This is a genomic window from Methylophaga sp. OBS4 (assembly GCF_026319305.1).
Lineage (GTDB): Bacteria > Pseudomonadota > Gammaproteobacteria > Nitrosococcales > Methylophagaceae > Methylophaga.
In genome coordinates this window covers 1-18,775 of sequence record NZ_JAPDMV010000022.1, presented here as the reverse complement: position 1 = coordinate 18,775, position 18,775 = coordinate 1, and the positions used below count along the sequence as shown (strand labels likewise).

The window sequence follows — 18,775 nt, the reverse complement described above, 5'->3', positions numbered from 1 at the left end:
GGAGGTCAATGATGGCAGACAAAGATCATGAATGGGTGAAGGAAGAAGCTCACAAGCACCGCACCGGTGAAGAAGAGCGTCGCAAAGGTCCGCGCCGTTCGGGAGATGACCGGCGTGACATGATTCGCTTTGAACCTGACAAGGATGACAGACGTACCAAAGCAGATCGGCGCGGCAGCAAGGATAACTGGGGTGATAACGATAAGCCGATTTGATCTTGTCCATCACTGAAAACGTCGTGTCCTTAGGGGCAGGGCGTTTTTTTATATCTGCTTGTTAGACAGACTCGCGCATAATCCTGGGTAGATAAACGCTTTGGCTAAGTCCGCGCGCTGCCAGCAATATAATCAACGCCGCCCATAAACCATGGTTTCCCCAGGGTTGCAATAAATACCAGGCCGGCAAATAGCAGCAAAACGTCGAAAACAGCATGGTATTGCGCATTTCCCGGCCCAGTGTCGCACCGACAAACAAACCGTCAAACAGGTATGACCACACCCCAATAACCGGTGCCAGCATCACCCAGGGCAGATAGATTGCGGCCTGTGCCGCGACTTCCTCAATACTGGTCAGCAGTGAAATGATAGCGTCACCCAGCAGGTAATAACTGAGGCTGAACAATAATGCGACCAGCACCGACCAGAAACCATTCAGAAGCAAACTGCGTTTCAGCTGGGCCTTGTCATTACGTCCAATCGCTTTGCCACTCATGACTTCGGTGGCATTGGCAAAACCATCCAGCACATAAGCCATAAAGGTAATAAAGTTAAGCAGTACCATATTGGCTGCCAGCGTAATATCTCCCTGCTGCGCGCCTTGATTGGTAAAAAAGGCGAAACTGAAAATCAGGCACAAAGTCCGCAGCATGAAATTGCCATGCAGGTTTAAATCCTGTCTGTTTATCAGCAGGAGTTTGAGTTCTGCCAGCAGTTTGATGCCTGCCAGGTGAATATGACGCTTTTTCAACAGGAACAGTGCCAACAGCAAACCGGTATATTCAGCTATCACTGAAGCTAAGGCGACACCATCGGCTTTCATGCCAAACTGATTGACCAGCAGCAGATCAAAAACAATGTTGCTGAGATTGATCACCAGCACCATCAGTAACGCGGAACGAGAAGCCTCCTGCCCGATCAGCCAGCCCAGAATAACGTAGTTGACCAAAGTGGCAGGTGCGCTCCAGATCCGAATTTGGTAATAAATTTGTGCCTGTTCCAGTACCTGCGGACTGCCATCAATCAACTTAAACGCCAGCCACGCTATGGGCGACTGCAACAACAGCAGCAAGGCAGCAATGATCAGCGCCAGCAGGCCCGATTGAACCAGTACCGCGTGTAGTTCCTTTTCAGCTTGTTTGCCGTTTGCCTGCGATGTCAGGCCGGTAGTGACCATACGCAGAAAACCAAAACCCCAGAATAAAAAGCTAAACAACACGGTGCCTAAAGCGACTGCCCCCAGATAAATCGGCGACTGCAGATGACCGACCACGGCAGTATCCACCATGCCTAAAAGCGGCGTAGACAGGTTAGCCAGAATCATCGGGCCGGCAATCGCCCAGACTTTTTTATGGGAGATATTCGCGTTTTCGTTTTGCAAGGTTTTTCCTATAGGCTATTGAGTTTCCATCTTCATCAATGATGATGGCTCATTATATTCAGCGAATTTTTATTATTTGTATCCTGGCAATCCATCCCAGTCATACGTAGGACTGTCCTGCTGGTGGTCGGTCAAAAAATCCAGGCCGGTAAGAGGTATGGGGTTCACAGATCTAAAGGACTACGTACACCGGCGCCACCACGGTTCAGCACATGAGTGTAGATCATCGTCGTGGATACGTCCGCATGCCCCAACAATTCTTGAACTGTGCGGATATCGTAACCTGTCTCCAATAGATGCGTAGCAAAGGAGTGGCGCAAGGTGTGGCAGTTAACGCGCTTGGTCAAACCTGCTGCCCGTGCCGCGCTTTTGACCGCTTTCTGCAATACCGACTCATGCATATGGTGACGCCGCGTTTTGCCACTGCGAGGATCGACGGCCAGCCGAGCACTGGGGAACACATACTGCCATTCCCAACTGGATGCCGCGTTCGGCCATTTGCGACTCAACGCATCGGGCAGCCACACGTCACCGAATCCTTGTGCCAGATCCTGCTCGTGGAGCTGGCGGGTCTTTTCCATGTGCCTAATTAAAGGTTCGATCAAACGCTCCGGCAGTGGCGTTACCCTGTCCTTGTTACCCTTGGTGTTACGTACCATAATTTGGCGATAGCCGAAGTCAATATCCTGGACACGCAGCCGGACAGCCTCCATCAGCCGCATACCCGTGCCGTAGAGCAGCGACGCCATCATCGCGTTACGTCCGCTTACTTGAGACAACAACGCCTGAACCTCCTGGCGAGTCAGTACAACTGGCAAACGGCGGGGGCGCTTCGAGTAAGCAAACTCCCCGAGCTCGCCCAACTCTGTACTGAATACATGACGGAACAGGAACACCAGAGCGTTCAATGCCTGATTCTGCGTACTGGCCGCCACATTACGCTCAAGCACCAGATACTCAAGAAAGGATCGGACAGTGTCGGCACTGTGTGCGTCAACGCTGTGTCGTGTACAAAAAGACAAGTACTTTCGCAGCCATATGCTGTAGCTTTGTTCGGTTTTGTAAGCCAATCCTTGAACGCGAACTGCCCGAATATAGGCGTCAAGCAGTTCGGAATCTTCGGCTGTTCCCTCCACCTGTGGAGGATTATCCGCGGCAGGCAGAACAGCCTTTACCGGAGCGTTGTCACGACCGGTCGTTGAGTGATTGGTTTCGAGAGGCTTACCGCCGGACAACCAGAATTTCCAATCTACCTGTTTGAACGCTGGGGCCTGAGCAACCCGCATCAGAATACCAACGGCTTCAACGCACTGCCTGAACTGCCAATCGGTTAGTGTGGCTTTGCGGCCTAGATCGGAAAACCAGCCGGTAATTTCATCAGCGGTATGATCAGACACTGGGCGGCGTGAACGGACAGAGAGGTATTCCTCAACCCTACGCATATACCAGTGCGCATGTTTCTGTGATTTAGCTAATGTATTGATTTTATTGAAAAGTGGCTGGACTAGCTCCGCAGGAATAACTTGGGATATTTGTTGGGATGTCATCAACGAATCCTTTCGTTTATAGTTAAGACAATATGTAAAGAAATTAGCGGTGACAGATACTATCTGTCAACCATGTAAAAATGATCTATACGGCATGCAGTCTAGAAAGGTTCTATACGGCATGCCGTATAACACACTGTTAGAGCTCAACTACAATGGCCTTAACCAAAGAAGCTATTCGTGGCCTGTACCGGAAGCGTGCCGGTTGGTACGACTTTTCGGCAAATGCCTATTATCTTATCGGCTTCCGGGAGACGAAATACCGAAAAATGGCGGTGTCGGAACTAGCACTGGAAGTCGGTGATACCGTAATCGAGATCGGGTGTGGCACCGGACTTAACTTTAAATATTTACTTCAATCGATCGGCAATACCGGCCATCTTATTGGCGTTGACCTCACGGATGCCATGCTGGAAAAGGCTAAACAAAGAGTCGAGCGAAGTGGTTGGGAAAACGTGCAACTAGTCCAGAGTGACGCAGCGAAATATGTCTTCCCGTCCAGCACAAAAGGCGTCATTTCAACATTAGCATTGACGCTAATTCCTGACTACGAGGCTATTATCAAGCGCGCAGCAAATAGTCTTGTCAGCGGTGGCCGATTTGTCATATTGGATCTCAAGAAGCCTGAGCGCTGGCCACTTTGGATGGCAAAAATAGGCGTCGCAATCACCAAACCGTTTGGCGTGTCATTGGACCTTACAGAACAAAGACCGTGGGAGGTGATGAATAGGTATTTCAAGAACGTAACGATGACAGAAGTATATGGTGGCTTTGTATACATCGCAGTTGGAAGGAAATAGATTGAGCTCTAACAACCCCATCAACTCGGACGTCCAAAAGCGTCGCTTCGCTCTGCTTTTGTACGCCGGTTATGGCGAACGTTAGGCATATAAAACAATGAATGAAAGTACATGGAAACGTACAGTATTTGTGGGCATCTTGATTGTGGCACCATTTGCCTACAACCTATTTATGGAGTTTTGGGCATCACTCTATTTTCAGCATCTCAATGTCACTACTGGCTCATCAAAATTAATTGCGATTCTAAAACTTAGCTTAGCCAGTCTTATTGGTATTACATTACTAGCGAGTTTTTCGGTCTACCTGCTAAGCATTTTTTATCCGTTTTCTGTGCTTTCCAGAGCTATTTTGGTCGCATTAGCTATAGTGCTAGTTAATGCTGCAATCTACATCCATTACAGTGCCTTCGGACTATCAGGGGCCAGTGCTTATCTCATCATTATTGAATGGTCAGAGATTTTACTCATATTTATTTTGCTTGGTTTTGCGGTTCAAAAGCTGAAAGGAGTCAGAAATGCCTAACCAGTCACTGCAGCCGACCGCTAACGCGTCGGCTGAATGTAGCGTTAGCGATCTACAAGTAAAGTACGGATATGACATACAAACTCGATAAAAAATTTCTAAGACGTACCAAATTGAAAATAATTGCCATTGGCTTGGCTTTTCTGACTGTCGGGATAATGCTCACATATTCAATGGTTATTGAAAATGACTGGAAGTTTTTATTTGGTATTTTCTTGATCTATGTAGGCTTTAAAAAAGTCAAGGAACTCAAATACTGGGAAGTAAATAACAGCAAAATATCTCTAGAAATCAATCATGAAGTTGTATCTGTATTTGATTTCAATGAGGCTCGCTCTTTGAAAGTCAACAGAATTACTAAAGCTGTTCTTCAGCCTATCCACGGTAAAATCAAATCTATAGTCATATACAGCTCAGGTGGTGGCATCACTAAACTGGAGGGCTTTGAAACTATGGATAAAATAGCCAGTCAGCTTAAGGGAGTTCTTGGTGAGTCTAATGTCAAAACCGCAAAAATGTTCCATCGCTAACAAGCAAAGGCAGCGGACGCCAAAAAGCGGCGCTCGCTGCTTTGGGCGTTAGCTATTCATAAACTCATGGACGTGAAATGAAAAACTACCTAAAACCATGGAGAGAGAAAGTTGTACCTGCAATCTATTACTCCTATATCTTCTCATTCATTATTTGCCCGATGGCTATGTTCTTTTTTGGTTGGATTGCTAGTTTAGACGGGAATCGAGATTTATCATCTTTTCTTATGATCATCATTGTTCCAATGTTGGTTATGCTGACTATGATAATAGGCGCTATTTCCGTTCTGTTTGGTCTAGTCAGTTTTGATTTATTTCTTTCGTCACTCTCGATAATAGTTATTGCCTTTAAACTCTCGTTAATTGAGTTTAAAGCTTGGTATTTAGTTGTGTTCAGTTTAATTTTACTGGCGGGCAGCTATAATTTTTTTAGAAAAAAAGGTAATAGCTAACAAGTCACTGCAGCCGACCGCTACCGCGTCGGCTGAATGAAGCGTTACGTTTCATAAGATTCGGATACCATGAAAACTAGATTGAAAGAGTTTATTCAGCATCTCTACCACGAGGTAGAGGATGAAGATAAGGCGGAGGAATACTTAGATAACGCTTTGCCGTCGATCGGTCTTATTGTCATGTACTTCAATTCTCTGGAAAGCTCCTTAGACTCGGTTTTGTGTGAGAACTTCACAGACAGAACCGATTCGACCGGGCTTATTGTCTTAAACAAAATGAATTACTCGGCAAAAGTTGACCTTCTAAAGCGCTTCTGCGACGACTTCCAGACCGGATTGAACCGAGAGTTAAAGGGCTACGAACAGCTTTTAAGCGATCTAAGGGAGTCCTCACGTCTAAGAAATTTGGTGGTTCATGCCAACTGGGAATCTACAGACGACCAGGGGTATACATACGTTCGGCTAAAAATGTCCAAGAATGGTATGCATCAAGAGTACGTTCAGTTCGACGAAGAATCCCTTCAAAGAATAATCGAGCTCATCATAAAGACGCGGTTCTCATTACATGATTTTTGGGATCATCGAAACGACGTGCTCTACGGTAGAGCGTAAACGTAACAAACGCGTCAACGGGGACTGGTTTTCCGCTGGCGCTACAAACCAGCCCGTTACGCGGGGCGTTGGGCGTAAAAAGGTATATCATATGGAAACATCTGGTTTAATTGAAGCTGTTGGTGCGCAAGCTACTACAACGGACAGAAAGAAACCGCGGTCACAGGGCAGATCCAGCGACAGAGGAGAAACGATATGAAGAATTCACGGAGCAAGATTCTCCATTCAGTAATATTGGCGTTCGCAACCGCAGCGATAACTGGTTGCGGAAATGACGAATCTTCTGCAAAGAGCCAAGAATCTTTCGCGAGTAGCGGCGATAAATGGTTCGTTGCAGGGAATGTGGAACAAGCGTATAGATCGCAAATCCAGATGGATGCGCTCAATGCCGGCAAGAAACCATTCGAAGCCGACACAAGTTGCATGGCGATACTTCCAATCGCTCAAAAATCGTTGAGCGATTCTAATAATGCCGGGACGTTTGTTCAACTAATGTATAAGACATGCAACGATGCGGGACTAAAGTTTCAAAACAAGGCTCGATGCGAATCCGATCGACTGCAATTGCTCTGTCGATGAGAACAGGCGGGCCTCAGTTTGCACTTTACGACTATGCCGCATACGTTGCTTTGGCGGGCCAGGACTCGCTACGAACTGACGGCAAACTGTAGGAAAAGCGCAGATAAATACATTGCCGATGGCGTTGCGCTGTTCGAGAAATACGTCACGTCTTGAACTGACGCGCGAGATCGAATACAGAACGACACGCGCGGAAGCCGAAGTGCTCGGCGAGATACCCGGCAATCGAGTCCCTCCGCGGGTCAGAAACTTTGGCGCCCAACACGTCGCTTCAGCCGACGTCGGCGCTATCACGCCTCCTCGGCTGAGCTTGGCGTTAGTTGACATAGGAAAAACATGAAACCTGGAAGAAATGGACTTCTCTACTTATCAGCCAGCCTTATTTTTGGCTCGGTTTTACTAGGTTTAATTGTGTTCGAAACGAAGATCTCATTCGTTAAAACTTTTGCGCCATTTATTTCAGTGATAATCGCACTATGTCTAACAATAGGGGCATTAATATTTTTATGGTGGTTTCTCCGTGACATTATCTGGATAGTAATCCATATTCCCAAGGCATTTAAAGGTTGGAAGGAAGGAAGAAAACAAGTTCGATTATTGAAAAGAAACAAAGAAATCCTGCAGAAGCTTGATGCTATCAGCTGTGACAACTCTCTCACGGAGAGTCAAAAGACACTAAAAACTGTTGAGCTATTTAAGGATTATGGTTTGGCAAAAAATTCAACAACTAACAAGCCATCGCAGCCGACCGCTAACGCGTCGGCTGAATGAAGCGTTAGCCACACAAAGAAACGATGAAGAATATTCTGCTCACAATAGCCCTCCTCGGAGCATTTGTTCCGGTACACGCTGAGAATACGGACCTCACAATTGAGGAGCTCGGGCAGCGAATGACGTTTTTCTACTCCAAACCCAGCAAAGCCGAATTCGATGCGATCCAAGTCGGGATCAGTATAAATCTCAAGGAATTGTCAACAGGCACAGAAGAGACCGCAAAGCTGATGGCGGTCTTTCTCGGCAAAGTTCAGATGAAGCACGGCTGGTCGATCATGGATCTTGGAATGCTCGATGATGGAGCACGCTCAATCGCTGCCCGGGATAAATCAGAGTTTTCCCGATTCGTGTGGAACGATGCTCAAATTAGTCCCACAAGGCTAGATATCTGGTGGACAAGCTTTTTTGCCACCGGCGACACAGGTTATCTTGACAAGATTATCGATCAAGTAGGCGATCTCGATGCTCAAAGTGGCGCTGCCAACATCTTGGTAATGGGCGCTGCCAATTGGTCGTTCGAATCAAACTGTCGTCAACATCAAGCCGTGTTGGACTATGCAAAAAACGTTCTCGCAACACAGGCCAAGAGGCCGAACCGCAAGACCATAGAGAATATTGTTTACTCTGGAATCAAGGGGTCGTAGTACTTGAAAACCATTGCCGCCAGTGATTTGCGGTGTTAGCTGAAAAAGTATTGCAATGCCCAAAGTGATAGAATAGTATCACTTTTATGAAAACAGAACTCGTAACCACACTAAAACGGCAAGCGACTAAAATACTTGCTGATCTTCACAGCACTAAAGAGCCTGTTCTGATTACTGAGCATGGCCAACCTTCTGCGTATTTGGTTGATGTTGAAGATTATGAGCTTATGCAAAATAGAATGCGTATTCTGGAAGGTATAGCTCGGGGCGAAAGAGCAGTTTTTGAAGGCCATGTATATTCAGAATCGGAAGCTGAAGAGAAAATGGGTAAATGGCTCAAATAATATGGACGGAGTCAGCGCTCAACGATTTAAACGAAATAGCTGAATACATAGCGTTGGACAAGCCCAGCGCTGCAAAAAAGTTAGTTCGGCAAGTTTTTCAATCCACAAAGCGTCTCAAAGATTTTCCTGAATCCGGTAAAGCACCTTCTGAGCTACAGAATACCGACTATCGAGAGATTGTCATTGGGCCTTGCAGAGTGTTCTATCGCATAGAAGGCAAAAAGGTTTTTATCCTTTATGTCATGCGTGGAGAAAGGGAACTGAGAAAATTTCTACTTGAAGACAGAAATCAGGAAGTTGACTAAAGAGGCCGGTCATACTCCCGTTTTTAACTGGAACTATTATAGAAAGTCAGGCCACCCGTAGGTGGCCTTGTTGTTTCTGGATTCCCGCCTTCGTGGGAATGACGGAACCCGTCCTGGCGGGCTATGTCGTTGTTGACTTCAGATCAACAGCGGCGCAATCACCAAACTGACAATCGCCATTACATTGATCAGAATGTTCATCGACGGGCCGGAGGTGTCTTTCATCGGATCGCCGACAGTGTCACCGACAACCGTTGCTTTATGAACATCTGAGCCTTTGCCGCCATGGTTGCCTTTTTCAACGTGTTTTTTGGCATTATCCCAGGCGCCGCCGGCATTAGCCATCATCAAAGCCATCATTACACAACAGATTAAGGCACCGCCCAGCAAACCTCCCAGCGCTTCAGGGCCGAGGCCGAAACCCACGACAACCGGCGCTAATACCGCCAGCGACCCGGGCAGGATCATCTTGTTCAAAGCGGCCTTGGTGGCAATATCCACGCAGCGCGCGGTATCCGGTTTGGCAGTCCCTTCCAGTAATCCCGGAATTTCTTTGAACTGCCGACGGATTTCATGAATCATGTCAAAAGCGGCATCACCGACCGCTGTCATGGTCAAAGAGCTGACCAGGAACGGGAAAATACCGCCGAGGAACATGCCCATCAATACCACCGGGTTATTGATGAGCAGGGCGAAATTGGGATCACCGTGACTAACGGTTTCGATATAGGCACTGATAATTGCCAGCGCTGCCAGCGCCGCAGCACCGATGGCAAAACCTTTACCAATCGCTGCCGTGGTATTACCCAATTCATCCAGGGAATCGGTGATGTCACGGGTGGCTTTACCCATTCCCGCCATTTCGGCAATGCCGCCGGCATTGTCAGCAACCGGACCATAAGCATCGATAGCCATGGTAATACCGACGGTTGCCAGCATGCCCACAGCGGCAATGCCGACACCGTAGAGTCCGGCAAAATGGCTGGCGGTAAAGATGATAGTAGCGATGGTAATGACCGGAATAGTCACCGATTGCATACCCAGAGCCAGACCGCCGATCATAATGGTGGCGGGGCCGGTTTCACCACTGGCTGCCAGTTTTCTGACCGGCGCGCCACCGGTGTAATACTCAGTTATCAGGCCAATAATAATGCCGCCGACAGCGCCGACCAATACCGCAAGCCAGAGGTTGGTTTCACCGCCAAGCAGGGTTATCAGGAACCAGGAGACGATAATAAACAGTAAAGAAGCCCCCATGGTGCCGATTCGTAGCGCGACTTCAGCGCTTTTCCGGGAAAAGACTTTAACTGTCAGAATGCCGGCAACTGAACACAGCAGGCCGATGGAGGACAGCGCCAGCGGCATAAACATCAGCGTTTGCTGGCTGTCTGCCAGCTGACTGACCGCTATTGCGCTCATGGTGGATGCAATGGCAATACTGGCGATCATCGCGCCACAGTAAGATTCGAAGATATCCGAGCCCATGCCGGCAACATCACCGACATTGTCACCGACATTGTCAGCGATAACGCCCGGATTACGCGGATCATCTTCCGGGATACCGGCCTCGACCTTGCCGACCAGATCAGCGCCGACATCAGCACTTTTGGTGAAAATGCCGCCACCAACACGAGAGAATAAAGCCACTGAAGAGGCGCCCATCCCGAATCCGTGAATGATATGTGCAGTATGGGGATCACCGCCATAAAGCAGGTACAGAATACCCAGTCCCAGCAAGCCCATGGCGGCCACAGTCAGCCCCATGACCGAGCCGCCGAAAAAAGCCACGGTCAAAGCCTCTGCCGCCCCTTTATCACGGGCGGCAATGGCCGTTCTGACATTGGCTTTAGTGGCAGCGTACATACCGATGAAACCGGCTGATGCCGAGCATATGGCACCTATAAAAAAGGCCAGCGCGGTATGCCAGCCCAAGTCGGATAAACCGAGTGCAATAATGCAGACAAGGCAGAAGATGGCGAGACGTGAATACTCAGCCCGCATAAAGACCATTGCACCAAGATGAATCTGATCGCCGATCTCAACCACTTTGCCGGTACCGGGTGAATGGGTTTTGACCTTGTTGTAAACCAGAAAAGCACAAAATAGTCCGAATATTCCCAAAATTGCCGGGACGTAGCTGAGTGACGTCATAAGTCTTACCTCGTTATTATGGTTAGAAGGGTATTGCCTAGTGTTGCTCCTCGTTAGGTTCTATGGTGCTCGGTTTCTTATACCTGTATCGTAAACTGAAGTAAAGTCAGCAGCTTAGAGAAAGCGAAGATGTCAGCAGTCTAGACACTGGCCGCAAATTTATTGCTCATTATATTAAAGCAACAAAACACACCTAAGTCCGATAGATTTCTGGGCGAAACTGAAAAAAAGAATTTGACAAGAATCACGGTTCGTAGTAGTAAATTAACCCCCCCCCCCACGTTACTACGCACTGCCTGTTGAACACGCGAGCGAGCGATAGACATAGCAATAAATTCAAGGGGACCACATGTCCTACAAAACAATGACACAGGTCAAACATGTCAGTTTTTTGACCTTAAATAACTTCTCGATGGTCGCATTCTCAAATGCTATTGAGATATTGCGCATGGCAAATTACCTCCTCGGGGAGGAAGCCTACCGATGGTCCGTCATCACGCCGGACGGGCGACCCGTGCAAGCAAGCAATGGTCTTTCATTCCTCGAAACAACAACACTGGAAACCTCCAATACGCCCGATATGCTGCTGGTCTGTGGCGGTGTCGATGTGCAGGCTGCGACTGTCCCAGCTGTTATTCAGCTTCTGAAACAGGTCAGCAAACACGATATTTGGTTAGGAAGTCTTTGTACAGGCAGTTATGCGTTGGTGAAAGCCGGTTTGCTCGATGGCTACCAATGCACGATTCATTGGGAAAATATGGCTGGCTTGTGCGAAGAATTCCCTCACATCCAACCCCTGGAGGAGTTGTTCGTCATTGATCGCGATCGTTGCACCTGTGCAGGAGGAACGGCGCCGCTGGATCTTATGTTGGCATTCGTTTCGGCACGTTTTGGCAAGAATCTGGAGGCCGAAATTTCAGACCAGTTCATGCTGGTTCGTGCACGCGACAGCAAAGACCAGCAGCATATTCCCGTTGCGGCACGTGTCGGATATAGCCATAAAGCATTGATAGAGGTATCTGCACTGATGGAAGCTAATATTGAAGAACCGCTGTCTCTTGATGAACTCGCCAGCCTGGCCGGTTTATCACAACGCCATCTGCAACGTATGTTCCGCCAGACCCTCGGCGTGACTCCCATGCAGTATTACCTCAACATCAGACTACGACGTGCTCGGGCGCTGCTGCTGCAAACCGAGATGTCTGTCATGAGCATCACTGTCGCCTGCGGGTTTCAATCCGCCTGCCATTTCAGCAAGTCCTACCGCGCTTTGTTCGGCTGTTCGCCTAGCATGGAACGGCGTCAGTGTGACCCAATGCCCCTGAAAAATTCGTTCGGCGACGCATCTACAAATTCGTTCGTCGACGCATCTATATGAGATAGCGCGGCCTGAGTATTGCGTCGCATTGTATTGCTACACACCTTCATTTAGTCACTGGCATCAATCAATGCTGGTGACTTTTTTACCCTAAATTCCGCACCACAGAAATGGAATGGTCCGTCCCGCTCCATAGACGGCATCGAAGTGCCGGAATGGAGCCACATTTAACAAGAAGCAGAAACGAAGCGAACCATTCCATTTCTGTGGTGAAACTGAGGTTTCCAGATTTATTGTGTTAAGCCATACCGGTAAAACGAGCTGTCAGCACAGCACCACCATTCGCCCCCCATTTTGACCAAAACGACACGTGTCGTATTAAGCAAAGAAAATGTCTGATGTAGCATAGTTCAAAGCCTGCGAATCGAGAAAATAGCACTTCCCCTTAAGCGCAAGAATATATTTCGGAGGCGGCTGGCTTGAAAAAAGATTATTCCTTTTGGAAATTGCTAACACAGGGTTTCAAACATCATGAAGGCTGGGAGCCGGTATGGCGCAGCCCAGAGCCAAAAGCATCCTACGATGTAGTGATCGTGGGTGCTGGTGGCCATGGTCTGGCAACCGCCTATTACCTGGCCAAAGAACATGGCATCAAAAATATTGCTGTACTGGAAAAAGGCTATCTGGGGGGCGGAAACACGGCGCGTAACACCACCATTGTTCGCTCAAATTATCTGTGGGATGAAGCCGCCTTGCTCTACGAGCACTCACTCAAGCTGTGGGAAGGCCTGACCGAAGACATTAACTTCAATGTCATGTTCAGCCAGCGAGGTGTATTCAACCTGGGGCATACCTTGCAGGATATGCGCGACATTGAACGGCGTGTCAACGCCAACAATCTCAACGGGATTGATGCTTACGCTCTCACCGCGGCAGAAGTCAAAGAGCGCATTCCCATGATCAATATTTCTGGCAATACGCGCTACCCCATTATGGGTGCCAGCTTTCAGCCGCGCGGTGGCGTTGCGCGCCATGATGCGGTGGCTTGGGGCTTTGCCCGTGCCGCCAGCAATTATGGCGTAGACATCATCGAGAATTGTGAAGTCACCGCCATGGATATTGAAAACGCCAGCATCAAGGGCCTGCAAACCAGCCGTGGCTACATCAAGGCATCCAGGGTTGGCTGTGTGACTGCCGGCCATTCCTCTGTCATGGCAAAGGCGGCAGGCATACGCATGCCCATCGAGAGCCATCCGTTACAGGCTTTTGTATCAGAATCGCTCAAGCCTGTTCTGGATACAGTCGTGATGTCTAATGCGGTGCATGGCTATGTGAGTCAGTCAGATAAAGGTGAACTGGTGATTGGCGCCGGGATTGACCCTTATTTAAGCTACGCCCAGCGTGGCAGCCCGCACGTCATAGAACACACGTCGGCAGCGATTATCGAGCTGTTCCCGATGTTTTCGCGTGTGCGCATGAACCGCCAATGGGGCGGCATCGTCGACATCACGCCGGATGCTTGCCCGATTATCAGCAAGACCAAGGTCAAGGGCTTGTATTTCAATTGCGGCTGGGGCACTGGCGGCTTCAAGGCCACTCCCGGTTCCGGCAACGTATTTGCCTACACCATTGCCAACGACCAAGCCCATCCACTCAATGCCGCATTCTCGCTTGACCGTTTCTATAGCGGCCACCTGATTGACGAGCATGGCGCCGCTGGCGTTGCGCATTAATTAAGGAGTTGTTCTCATGTTTGTGATTCGATGTCCGCATTGCTGTGAAGCACGGGAAGAGGAAGAGTTCAGCTACGCTGGCGAGGCCTTTATTGCACGTCCGGCAGCGCCGGAAGAACTGGACGATGAAGCCTGGGGAGATTATGTGTTCATGAAAAAAAATCCCAAAGGCTGGCACTGGGAAATGTGGAGCCACAGTACAGGTTGCCGCAAGGTTTTTGTCATCAGACGCAATACTGCCAACCACGCCATAGCCGACATCTGGACCCTGGCAGAAGCGCGTGCAGCATATGAAGAAAAAGAGGCGGCCACCGCATGAGATCAAGAATTCTCCACAAAAATATCCGCGTTGATTTAAAGCGTCCCATCTCTTTCACCTTTGATGGCAAAAGCTATCAAGGCTACGCGGGTGACACACTGGCCTCCGCACTGCTTGCCAATGGTGTCAAGCTTGTTGCGCGCAGTTTTAAGTATGGCCGCCCCCGCGGCATTATCGGGGCAGGGGCAGAAGAACCCAATGCCCTGGTGCAGATTGATGTGGGTGCCCGCACCACGCCCGACCTGAAAGCGACCCAGGTTGAGCTGTACGATGGACTGGTCGCTGCACGTACCAGTGGCTGGCCCTCGCTTGCCTTTGATCTAAAAAGTATAGGCGGCAAATTCTCGCGCTTCATGCCAGCGGGTTTTTACTACAAAACCTTCAAAGCGCCCGTTAAATTATGGCCTTTCTACGAAAACATCATTCGTAAAGCCGCAGGTTATGGTAAATCTCCCGTGGAGGCCGATACCGACAGTTACGATCACAAACACCATCATGTTGATCTGCTGGTTATTGGCGGCGGTGCCTGTGGTTTACTATCAGCCTTGCTTGCAGGACGCAGCGGATTAAGCGTACTGCTTGTCGATGATCAAGCAGAGCTGGGTGGATATCTTCTCTCCATGCCCAATGTCAATATTGGTGGGCTGAGTGCCGCGGCATGGAGCGCCCAGATCGTGGCTGAATTACACAGTTTGCCGAATGTCAGTATCTTGCAACGGACAACTGCATTTGCCTTGCATGACATGAACCTGATTCAGGCGGTAGAGCTGATGCAAGATCATCTGCCACACACTGCGCGGCAGACCGACGAGCGTCGTGAACGCATGCACCGCATCCGTGCCACACAGGTGATGCTGGCAACCGGTGCGATTGAACGTCCGCTAGTGTTCGGCAACAACGACTTGCCCGGTATCATGACAGTCTCTGCCCTGACCACCTATTTCAACCGTTACGGGGTTGCCTGTGGACAGCGTGCGCTCATCCTCACCAGCAATGATCTCGCCTATCAAGGTGCGGTTGATCTTGCATGCGGCGGCGTCGAAGTCACCATCGTTGATACGCGGGAAAGCATTAACCCCGAATGGGCAAACCGTATTCAAAAGCAGGGAATCAAGCTGTATGCCGGCTATGGTATTTCTAAAGCGGTAGGCTCAGGTGAAGTAAAAGGTGCGCAGCTGGTCAAACTGGACGCTTCGCAGAATACGGCGACTGGCAACGGCCCCTTTATCTCTTGTGATGTACTGGCCAGCTCAGGAGGTTTATCGCCCACCGTACATTTATTCTGCCATGACGGTGGACGCCCGCAATGGGACGAGTCACGTCTTGCTTTTGTCGCGTCTGCAGATGGGCGTGCTGCCGCAGGCGTGTATTGCACAGGCGCTGTCACTGGTGTTTTTGGCTTGCAGGATGCCCTTGAAAAAACGCAGGGGATGATGCAGGAAATCCTGACTGGTTTGGGCAAGACGCCGGCAGATACCCATCAGCCCTTAAGCACCGATGAAGTGCCTTCCATCCCCGCCCGTGCGATCTTCCGTATCCCTGATGGCAAGGCTGAAGGTCATGGAGCCAAGGCATTTGTTGATTTTCAGAATGATGTTGCGGTGACAGATATTCAGCTCGCAGTGCGTGAAAACTTTCGCTCTATTGAACACATCAAACGCTACACGGCACTCGGCTTTGGTACCGACCAGGGAAAACTATCCAATGTCAACGGCTTTGCCATCGCGGCAGAAGCCTTGGGCAAAACCATACCTGAAGTCGGTACAACCACCTATCGCCCGGCCTACACGCCGGTTTCATTCGCCGCATTGGCCGGCAGCCATGTAGGTGACACCTTTGAGCCTCGACGTTACACCGCCATGCAGGCCGCGCACGAAAGCCGTGGTGCTGCATTCGAAACTGTCGGCCAATGGATGCGGCCATGGTACTTCGCCAAACCCGGCGAAGATCTGCACGCCGCCGTCAATCGCGAATGCCTGGCCGCCCGTAATGGCGTTGCCATGCTGGATGCATCTACGCTGGGCAAGATTGATATTCAAGGCAAAGATGTCCGCGAATTTCTGAACCGTGTTTACGCTAATGCCTGGGGCAAGCTCGTCCCTGGGAAATGCCGTTACGGTTTAATGCTGGATGAAAATGGCATGGTCATGGATGACGGGGTCACCGCCTGTATTTCGGACACTCACTTCCTGATGACCACCACTACTGGCGGTGCTGCCCACGTCATGAGTTGGCTGGAACAGTGGCATCAGACCGAATGGCCTGAGCTGGAAGTCTATATGACCTCGGTCACTGACCACTGGGCCACCGCCGCGTTGGTAGGGCCGAAAAGCCGCGAAGTATTGGCAAAGTTATGCAGCGACATTGACTTATCCAAAGAGGCTTTCAAGTTCATGGATTGGCGCGATGGCACGGTAGCCGGTGTCCCCGCACGCGTGTATCGCATCAGCTTTTCGGGCGAACTTGCCTTTGAAATCAACGTGGATGCCAGCTATGGCCACTACGTATGGGAGGCGCTTATGCAAGCAGGTGCTGAATTCGATATTACGCCATATGGTACTGAGACCATGCACGTACTTCGTGCCGAAAAAGGCTTCATCATCGTGGGGCAGGAAACTGATGGCTCGGTTACTCCGTTTGATCTGGGTATGCCCTGGGCTGTCGGTATGAAAAAACCATTCAGCTTTATCGGCAAACGTTCGCTGGCGCGTAGCGACACCGCCCGTAGTGACCGTAAGCAACTAGTTGGTCTGGTGCCGGAAGACCCTGCCGTAGTGCTTAAGGAGGGCGCGCAGCTCATCGAATCGCCCGAACATGCCCCTCCGGTACCGATGTTGGGACATGTGACCTCCAGTTATCACAGCGCTTTTCTGGGCAGATCCATTGCCATGGCGCTGGTCAAAGACGGTTTTGCCCGGCGCGATGACCCGGCGCGCGATACGCTCTATGCCTGGGCTGAGGGCAAGGCCACCAAGGTCAAACTGGTTTCCTCCGTATTTGTTGATGCTGAAGGAGCGCGACACAATGTTTGAACCTGAATTCAACCCATCCATGCAATCTCCCTTGCAGCATTTCAATCTTGCCGCCCGTGCCGAACCATTCAACGCCTCGAAGGGCGCATGGATCAGCGAAAAATCGCTGTTGGGGTATATCAGCTTGCGTGGCAATGCCGAAAATGCTGCGTTTGTCGAAGCAGCCAATCGGGCGCTGGACACAAAGTTACCCACACAACCGTGCGGCCTGCAATATACGTCATGGGGGGCTGTTCTTTGGTTGTCCCCTGATGAGTGGCTGCTCATTTGTGAACGCGCACAACGCGAAGCCTTGCAATCTGCATTGACGTACGCACTGACTGGTATTCACAGCCAAGTTGTTGATAATTCCGGCGGCTATACCTCGGTACTGCTCAAGGGAGAACGAGCCAGTGATGTGCTGCAGCACTGTACGGTGTATGACCTCAACGCACTTAAGTCAGGCAAGGTGGTCGGTACGACTTTTGGCAAACTGTCGCTATATTTATACCGCGAAGGGGAGGGCTATTGCCTGCTGTTTCGTCGTAGTTTTGCCGATTACATCTGGCGATATCTGGAGCGCAGTGCCGAGCCGTATGGATTGGGCATTGTGGCAGGCGCGGAACGATGAACTACAGCGTATTTGAGGTTTTCCGCATCGGGATTGGGCCCTCCAGCTCACATACGGTGGGTCCCATGAGCGCGGTGAACCGTTTTCTGTTAGAAATCAAACACCGTGAATTACTGCAGCAAGTTGCGCAAGTGCAAGTCCACCTTTATGGTTCGCTGGCACTCACCGGCATAGGCCATGGTACCGACCGCGCCGTACTGGCGGGTCTGGTCGGCGCACTGCCGGATGAGGTCGATCCGCTAACGATCGATCCACTGGTTGAGTCAATCAAAACCACCGGGCATCTCAAGCTCATGGGCGAGTTGGATATCCCCTTTGATTACCAGCAAGATTTGGTCTTTCATCCGCAGCAAACCCTGCCGCAACATCCTAATGGCCTGATATTGCAAGCCTTTTATGATGATGGTGATTTGCTGCATCGCAATGTCTATTTTTCAATTGGCGGTGGCGCGGTGCTGGACGAAAAAGAAATCATCGCCAGCACAAAAGCAAAAACCGACAACGTGGTGAAGGATTTGCGAAGCGCGCCCTACTGGTTTGGCAGCGCGGCAGATTTATTACGGCTAGGTGCTCAACACAAGCTTTCCATTGCCGAGATGGTATGGCAAAACGAGATGAAGTATCAGGATGCCAGCACCACCCGCGCCAAGTTATTACAGGTATGGGAGGTGATGCAGGCCAGCATTGAACGCGGTCTGGTCGCCACCGGCAAACTGCCTGGAAATCTGAACGTAGACCGGCGGGCACATAAACTCTACCAACAGGCCAGCACGGTGGGCGGCAAGTTGTCAGCAGACTTTCAATCCATGGATAGGGTGAGTGCCTTTGCCATCGCAGTCAATGAAGAAAACGCTTGTGGTGGACGGGTCGTCACCGCACATACCAATGGTTCGGCGGGCGTTATCC

Annotated in this window: 20 protein-coding genes; 17 read left to right on the top strand and 3 right to left on the bottom strand. The window is 50.0% G+C overall.

Annotated elements, in window-relative coordinates; all coding sequences use genetic code 11:
- The first annotated feature begins 8 nt into the window (after nucleotides 1–8).
- Entirely contained in the window at nucleotides 9–215 is a 207-nt protein-coding gene (locus OMP95_RS08255) for a hypothetical protein (protein ID WP_266327782.1), read from the top strand.
- A 61-nt stretch (nucleotides 216–276) separates the two neighbouring features.
- Here the strand turns inward: OMP95_RS08255 and OMP95_RS08250 are convergent, their stop codons facing one another.
- Together OMP95_RS08250 and OMP95_RS08245 are read right to left on the bottom strand one after the other, a co-directional pair.
- On the bottom strand, nucleotides 277–1,596 hold the full coding sequence (locus tag OMP95_RS08250; protein WP_266327780.1) for an MATE family efflux transporter: 1,320 nt from the start codon (nucleotides 1,594–1,596) through the stop codon (nucleotides 277–279).
- A gap of 164 nt (nucleotides 1,597–1,760) precedes the next feature.
- Entirely contained in the window at nucleotides 1,761–3,143 is a 1,383-nt protein-coding gene (locus OMP95_RS08245) for an integron integrase (protein ID WP_266327778.1), read from the bottom strand.
- 155 nt (nucleotides 3,144–3,298) lie between these two features.
- On the opposite strand from OMP95_RS08245, the gene OMP95_RS08240 reads away from it, so the two are divergent.
- The 10 genes from OMP95_RS08240 (at nucleotide 3,299) to OMP95_RS08195 (ending at nucleotide 8,706) form a co-directional block, all read left to right on the top strand.
- The gene (locus OMP95_RS08240) at nucleotides 3,299–3,943 is read left to right on the top strand and encodes a class I SAM-dependent methyltransferase (RefSeq protein WP_266327776.1); all 645 of its coding nucleotides are present in this window, start codon (nucleotides 3,299–3,301) and stop codon (nucleotides 3,941–3,943) included.
- Nucleotides 3,944–4,040: 97 nt separating this feature from the next.
- The gene (locus tag OMP95_RS08235; RefSeq protein WP_266327774.1) at nucleotides 4,041–4,466 is read left to right on the top strand and encodes a hypothetical protein; all 426 of its coding nucleotides are present in this window, start codon (nucleotides 4,041–4,043) and stop codon (nucleotides 4,464–4,466) included.
- Nucleotides 4,467–4,537: 71 nt separating this feature from the next.
- Complete coding sequence (locus tag OMP95_RS08230) at nucleotides 4,538–4,996, top strand: hypothetical protein (RefSeq protein WP_266327772.1); 459 nt, start codon at nucleotides 4,538–4,540, stop codon at nucleotides 4,994–4,996.
- A gap of 77 nt (nucleotides 4,997–5,073) precedes the next feature.
- Nucleotides 5,074–5,448, top strand: a complete 375-nt coding sequence (locus OMP95_RS08225; protein WP_266327770.1) for a hypothetical protein — start codon at nucleotides 5,074–5,076, stop codon at nucleotides 5,446–5,448.
- A 69-nt stretch (nucleotides 5,449–5,517) separates the two neighbouring features.
- On the top strand, nucleotides 5,518–6,060 hold the full coding sequence (locus OMP95_RS08220) for a hypothetical protein (protein WP_266327768.1): 543 nt from the start codon (nucleotides 5,518–5,520) through the stop codon (nucleotides 6,058–6,060).
- 195 nt (nucleotides 6,061–6,255) lie between these two features.
- Nucleotides 6,256–6,639 (top strand): hypothetical protein, encoded by a 384-nt coding sequence (locus OMP95_RS08215; RefSeq protein WP_266327766.1) that lies wholly within the window; start codon nucleotides 6,256–6,258, stop codon nucleotides 6,637–6,639.
- A 336-nt stretch (nucleotides 6,640–6,975) separates the two neighbouring features.
- Nucleotides 6,976–7,410: a hypothetical protein gene (locus OMP95_RS08210; protein ID WP_266327765.1), complete on the top strand. Its 435-nt coding sequence runs from the start codon at nucleotides 6,976–6,978 to the stop codon at nucleotides 7,408–7,410.
- 23 nt (nucleotides 7,411–7,433) lie between these two features.
- On the top strand, nucleotides 7,434–8,057 hold the full coding sequence (locus OMP95_RS08205; RefSeq protein ID WP_266327763.1) for a hypothetical protein: 624 nt from the start codon (nucleotides 7,434–7,436) through the stop codon (nucleotides 8,055–8,057).
- 86 nt (nucleotides 8,058–8,143) lie between these two features.
- The gene (locus OMP95_RS08200; protein WP_266327761.1) at nucleotides 8,144–8,401 is read left to right on the top strand and encodes a type II toxin-antitoxin system Phd/YefM family antitoxin; all 258 of its coding nucleotides are present in this window, start codon (nucleotides 8,144–8,146) and stop codon (nucleotides 8,399–8,401) included.
- Nucleotides 8,389–8,706: a type II toxin-antitoxin system RelE/ParE family toxin gene (locus tag OMP95_RS08195; RefSeq protein ID WP_266327759.1), complete on the top strand. Its 318-nt coding sequence runs from the start codon at nucleotides 8,389–8,391 to the stop codon at nucleotides 8,704–8,706. Before OMP95_RS08200 ends, OMP95_RS08195 begins: the two co-directional genes overlap by 13 nt.
- A 138-nt stretch (nucleotides 8,707–8,844) precedes the next feature.
- On the opposite strand, the gene OMP95_RS08190 is transcribed toward OMP95_RS08195, so the two are convergent.
- Nucleotides 8,845–10,857 carry a sodium-translocating pyrophosphatase gene (locus tag OMP95_RS08190; RefSeq protein WP_266327757.1) on the bottom strand — a complete coding sequence of 671 codons (2,013 nt, stop codon included), beginning with the start codon at nucleotides 10,855–10,857 and terminating at the stop codon, nucleotides 8,845–8,847.
- Between the two features lie 349 nt (nucleotides 10,858–11,206).
- Between OMP95_RS08190 and OMP95_RS08185 the strand changes: the two genes are divergently transcribed.
- The 6 genes from OMP95_RS08185 to OMP95_RS08160 form a co-directional block, all read left to right on the top strand.
- Entirely contained in the window at nucleotides 11,207–12,235 is a 1,029-nt protein-coding gene (locus OMP95_RS08185) for a GlxA family transcriptional regulator (RefSeq protein ID WP_266327755.1), read from the top strand.
- Between the two features lie 419 nt (nucleotides 12,236–12,654).
- On the top strand, nucleotides 12,655–13,908 hold the full coding sequence (locus OMP95_RS08180) for a sarcosine oxidase subunit beta family protein (protein WP_266327753.1): 1,254 nt from the start codon (nucleotides 12,655–12,657) through the stop codon (nucleotides 13,906–13,908).
- A 16-nt stretch (nucleotides 13,909–13,924) separates the two neighbouring features.
- Nucleotides 13,925–14,227 (top strand): sarcosine oxidase subunit delta, encoded by a 303-nt coding sequence (locus OMP95_RS08175; RefSeq protein WP_266327751.1) that lies wholly within the window; start codon nucleotides 13,925–13,927, stop codon nucleotides 14,225–14,227.
- Nucleotides 14,224–17,259, top strand: a complete 3,036-nt coding sequence (locus OMP95_RS08170; protein ID WP_266327749.1) for a sarcosine oxidase subunit alpha family protein — start codon at nucleotides 14,224–14,226, stop codon at nucleotides 17,257–17,259. Before OMP95_RS08175 ends, OMP95_RS08170 begins: the two co-directional genes overlap by 4 nt.
- Nucleotides 17,252–17,869: a sarcosine oxidase subunit gamma gene (locus OMP95_RS08165; RefSeq protein WP_266327747.1), complete on the top strand. Its 618-nt coding sequence runs from the start codon at nucleotides 17,252–17,254 to the stop codon at nucleotides 17,867–17,869. The genes OMP95_RS08170 and OMP95_RS08165 overlap by 8 nt, the downstream gene beginning before the upstream one ends.
- Nucleotides 17,870–17,934: 65 nt before the next feature.
- Nucleotides 17,935–18,775: serine dehydratase beta chain (locus OMP95_RS08160; RefSeq protein WP_266327745.1), on the top strand; the 841-nt coding region annotated here is incomplete at its 3' end.

Coding starts and splice junctions, on each gene's coding strand:
- OMP95_RS08205 (WP_266327763.1), top strand. CDS start 7,434: ATGAAGAATATTCTGCTCACAATAGCCCTCCTCGGAGCATTTGTTCCG.
- OMP95_RS08185 (WP_266327755.1), top strand. CDS start 11,207: ATGTCCTACAAAACAATGACACAGGTCAAACATGTCAGTTTTTTGACC.
- OMP95_RS08235 (WP_266327774.1), top strand. CDS start 4,041: ATGAATGAAAGTACATGGAAACGTACAGTATTTGTGGGCATCTTGATT.
- OMP95_RS08245 (WP_266327778.1), bottom strand. CDS start 3,143: ATGACATCCCAACAAATATCCCAAGTTATTCCTGCGGAGCTAGTCCAG.
- OMP95_RS08230 (WP_266327772.1), top strand. CDS start 4,538: ATGACATACAAACTCGATAAAAAATTTCTAAGACGTACCAAATTGAAA.
- OMP95_RS08240 (WP_266327776.1), top strand. CDS start 3,299: ATGGCCTTAACCAAAGAAGCTATTCGTGGCCTGTACCGGAAGCGTGCC.
- OMP95_RS08200 (WP_266327761.1), top strand. CDS start 8,144: ATGAAAACAGAACTCGTAACCACACTAAAACGGCAAGCGACTAAAATA.
- OMP95_RS08255 (WP_266327782.1), top strand. CDS start 9: ATGATGGCAGACAAAGATCATGAATGGGTGAAGGAAGAAGCTCACAAG.
- OMP95_RS08190 (WP_266327757.1), bottom strand. CDS start 10,857: ATGACGTCACTCAGCTACGTCCCGGCAATTTTGGGAATATTCGGACTA.
- OMP95_RS08210 (WP_266327765.1), top strand. CDS start 6,976: ATGAAACCTGGAAGAAATGGACTTCTCTACTTATCAGCCAGCCTTATT.
- OMP95_RS08220 (WP_266327768.1), top strand. CDS start 5,518: ATGAAAACTAGATTGAAAGAGTTTATTCAGCATCTCTACCACGAGGTA.
- OMP95_RS08170 (WP_266327749.1), top strand. CDS start 14,224: ATGAGATCAAGAATTCTCCACAAAAATATCCGCGTTGATTTAAAGCGT.
- OMP95_RS08195 (WP_266327759.1), top strand. CDS start 8,389: ATGGCTCAAATAATATGGACGGAGTCAGCGCTCAACGATTTAAACGAA.
- OMP95_RS08175 (WP_266327751.1), top strand. CDS start 13,925: ATGTTTGTGATTCGATGTCCGCATTGCTGTGAAGCACGGGAAGAGGAA.
- OMP95_RS08225 (WP_266327770.1), top strand. CDS start 5,074: ATGAAAAACTACCTAAAACCATGGAGAGAGAAAGTTGTACCTGCAATC.
- OMP95_RS08215 (WP_266327766.1), top strand. CDS start 6,256: ATGAAGAATTCACGGAGCAAGATTCTCCATTCAGTAATATTGGCGTTC.
- OMP95_RS08165 (WP_266327747.1), top strand. CDS start 17,252: ATGTTTGAACCTGAATTCAACCCATCCATGCAATCTCCCTTGCAGCAT.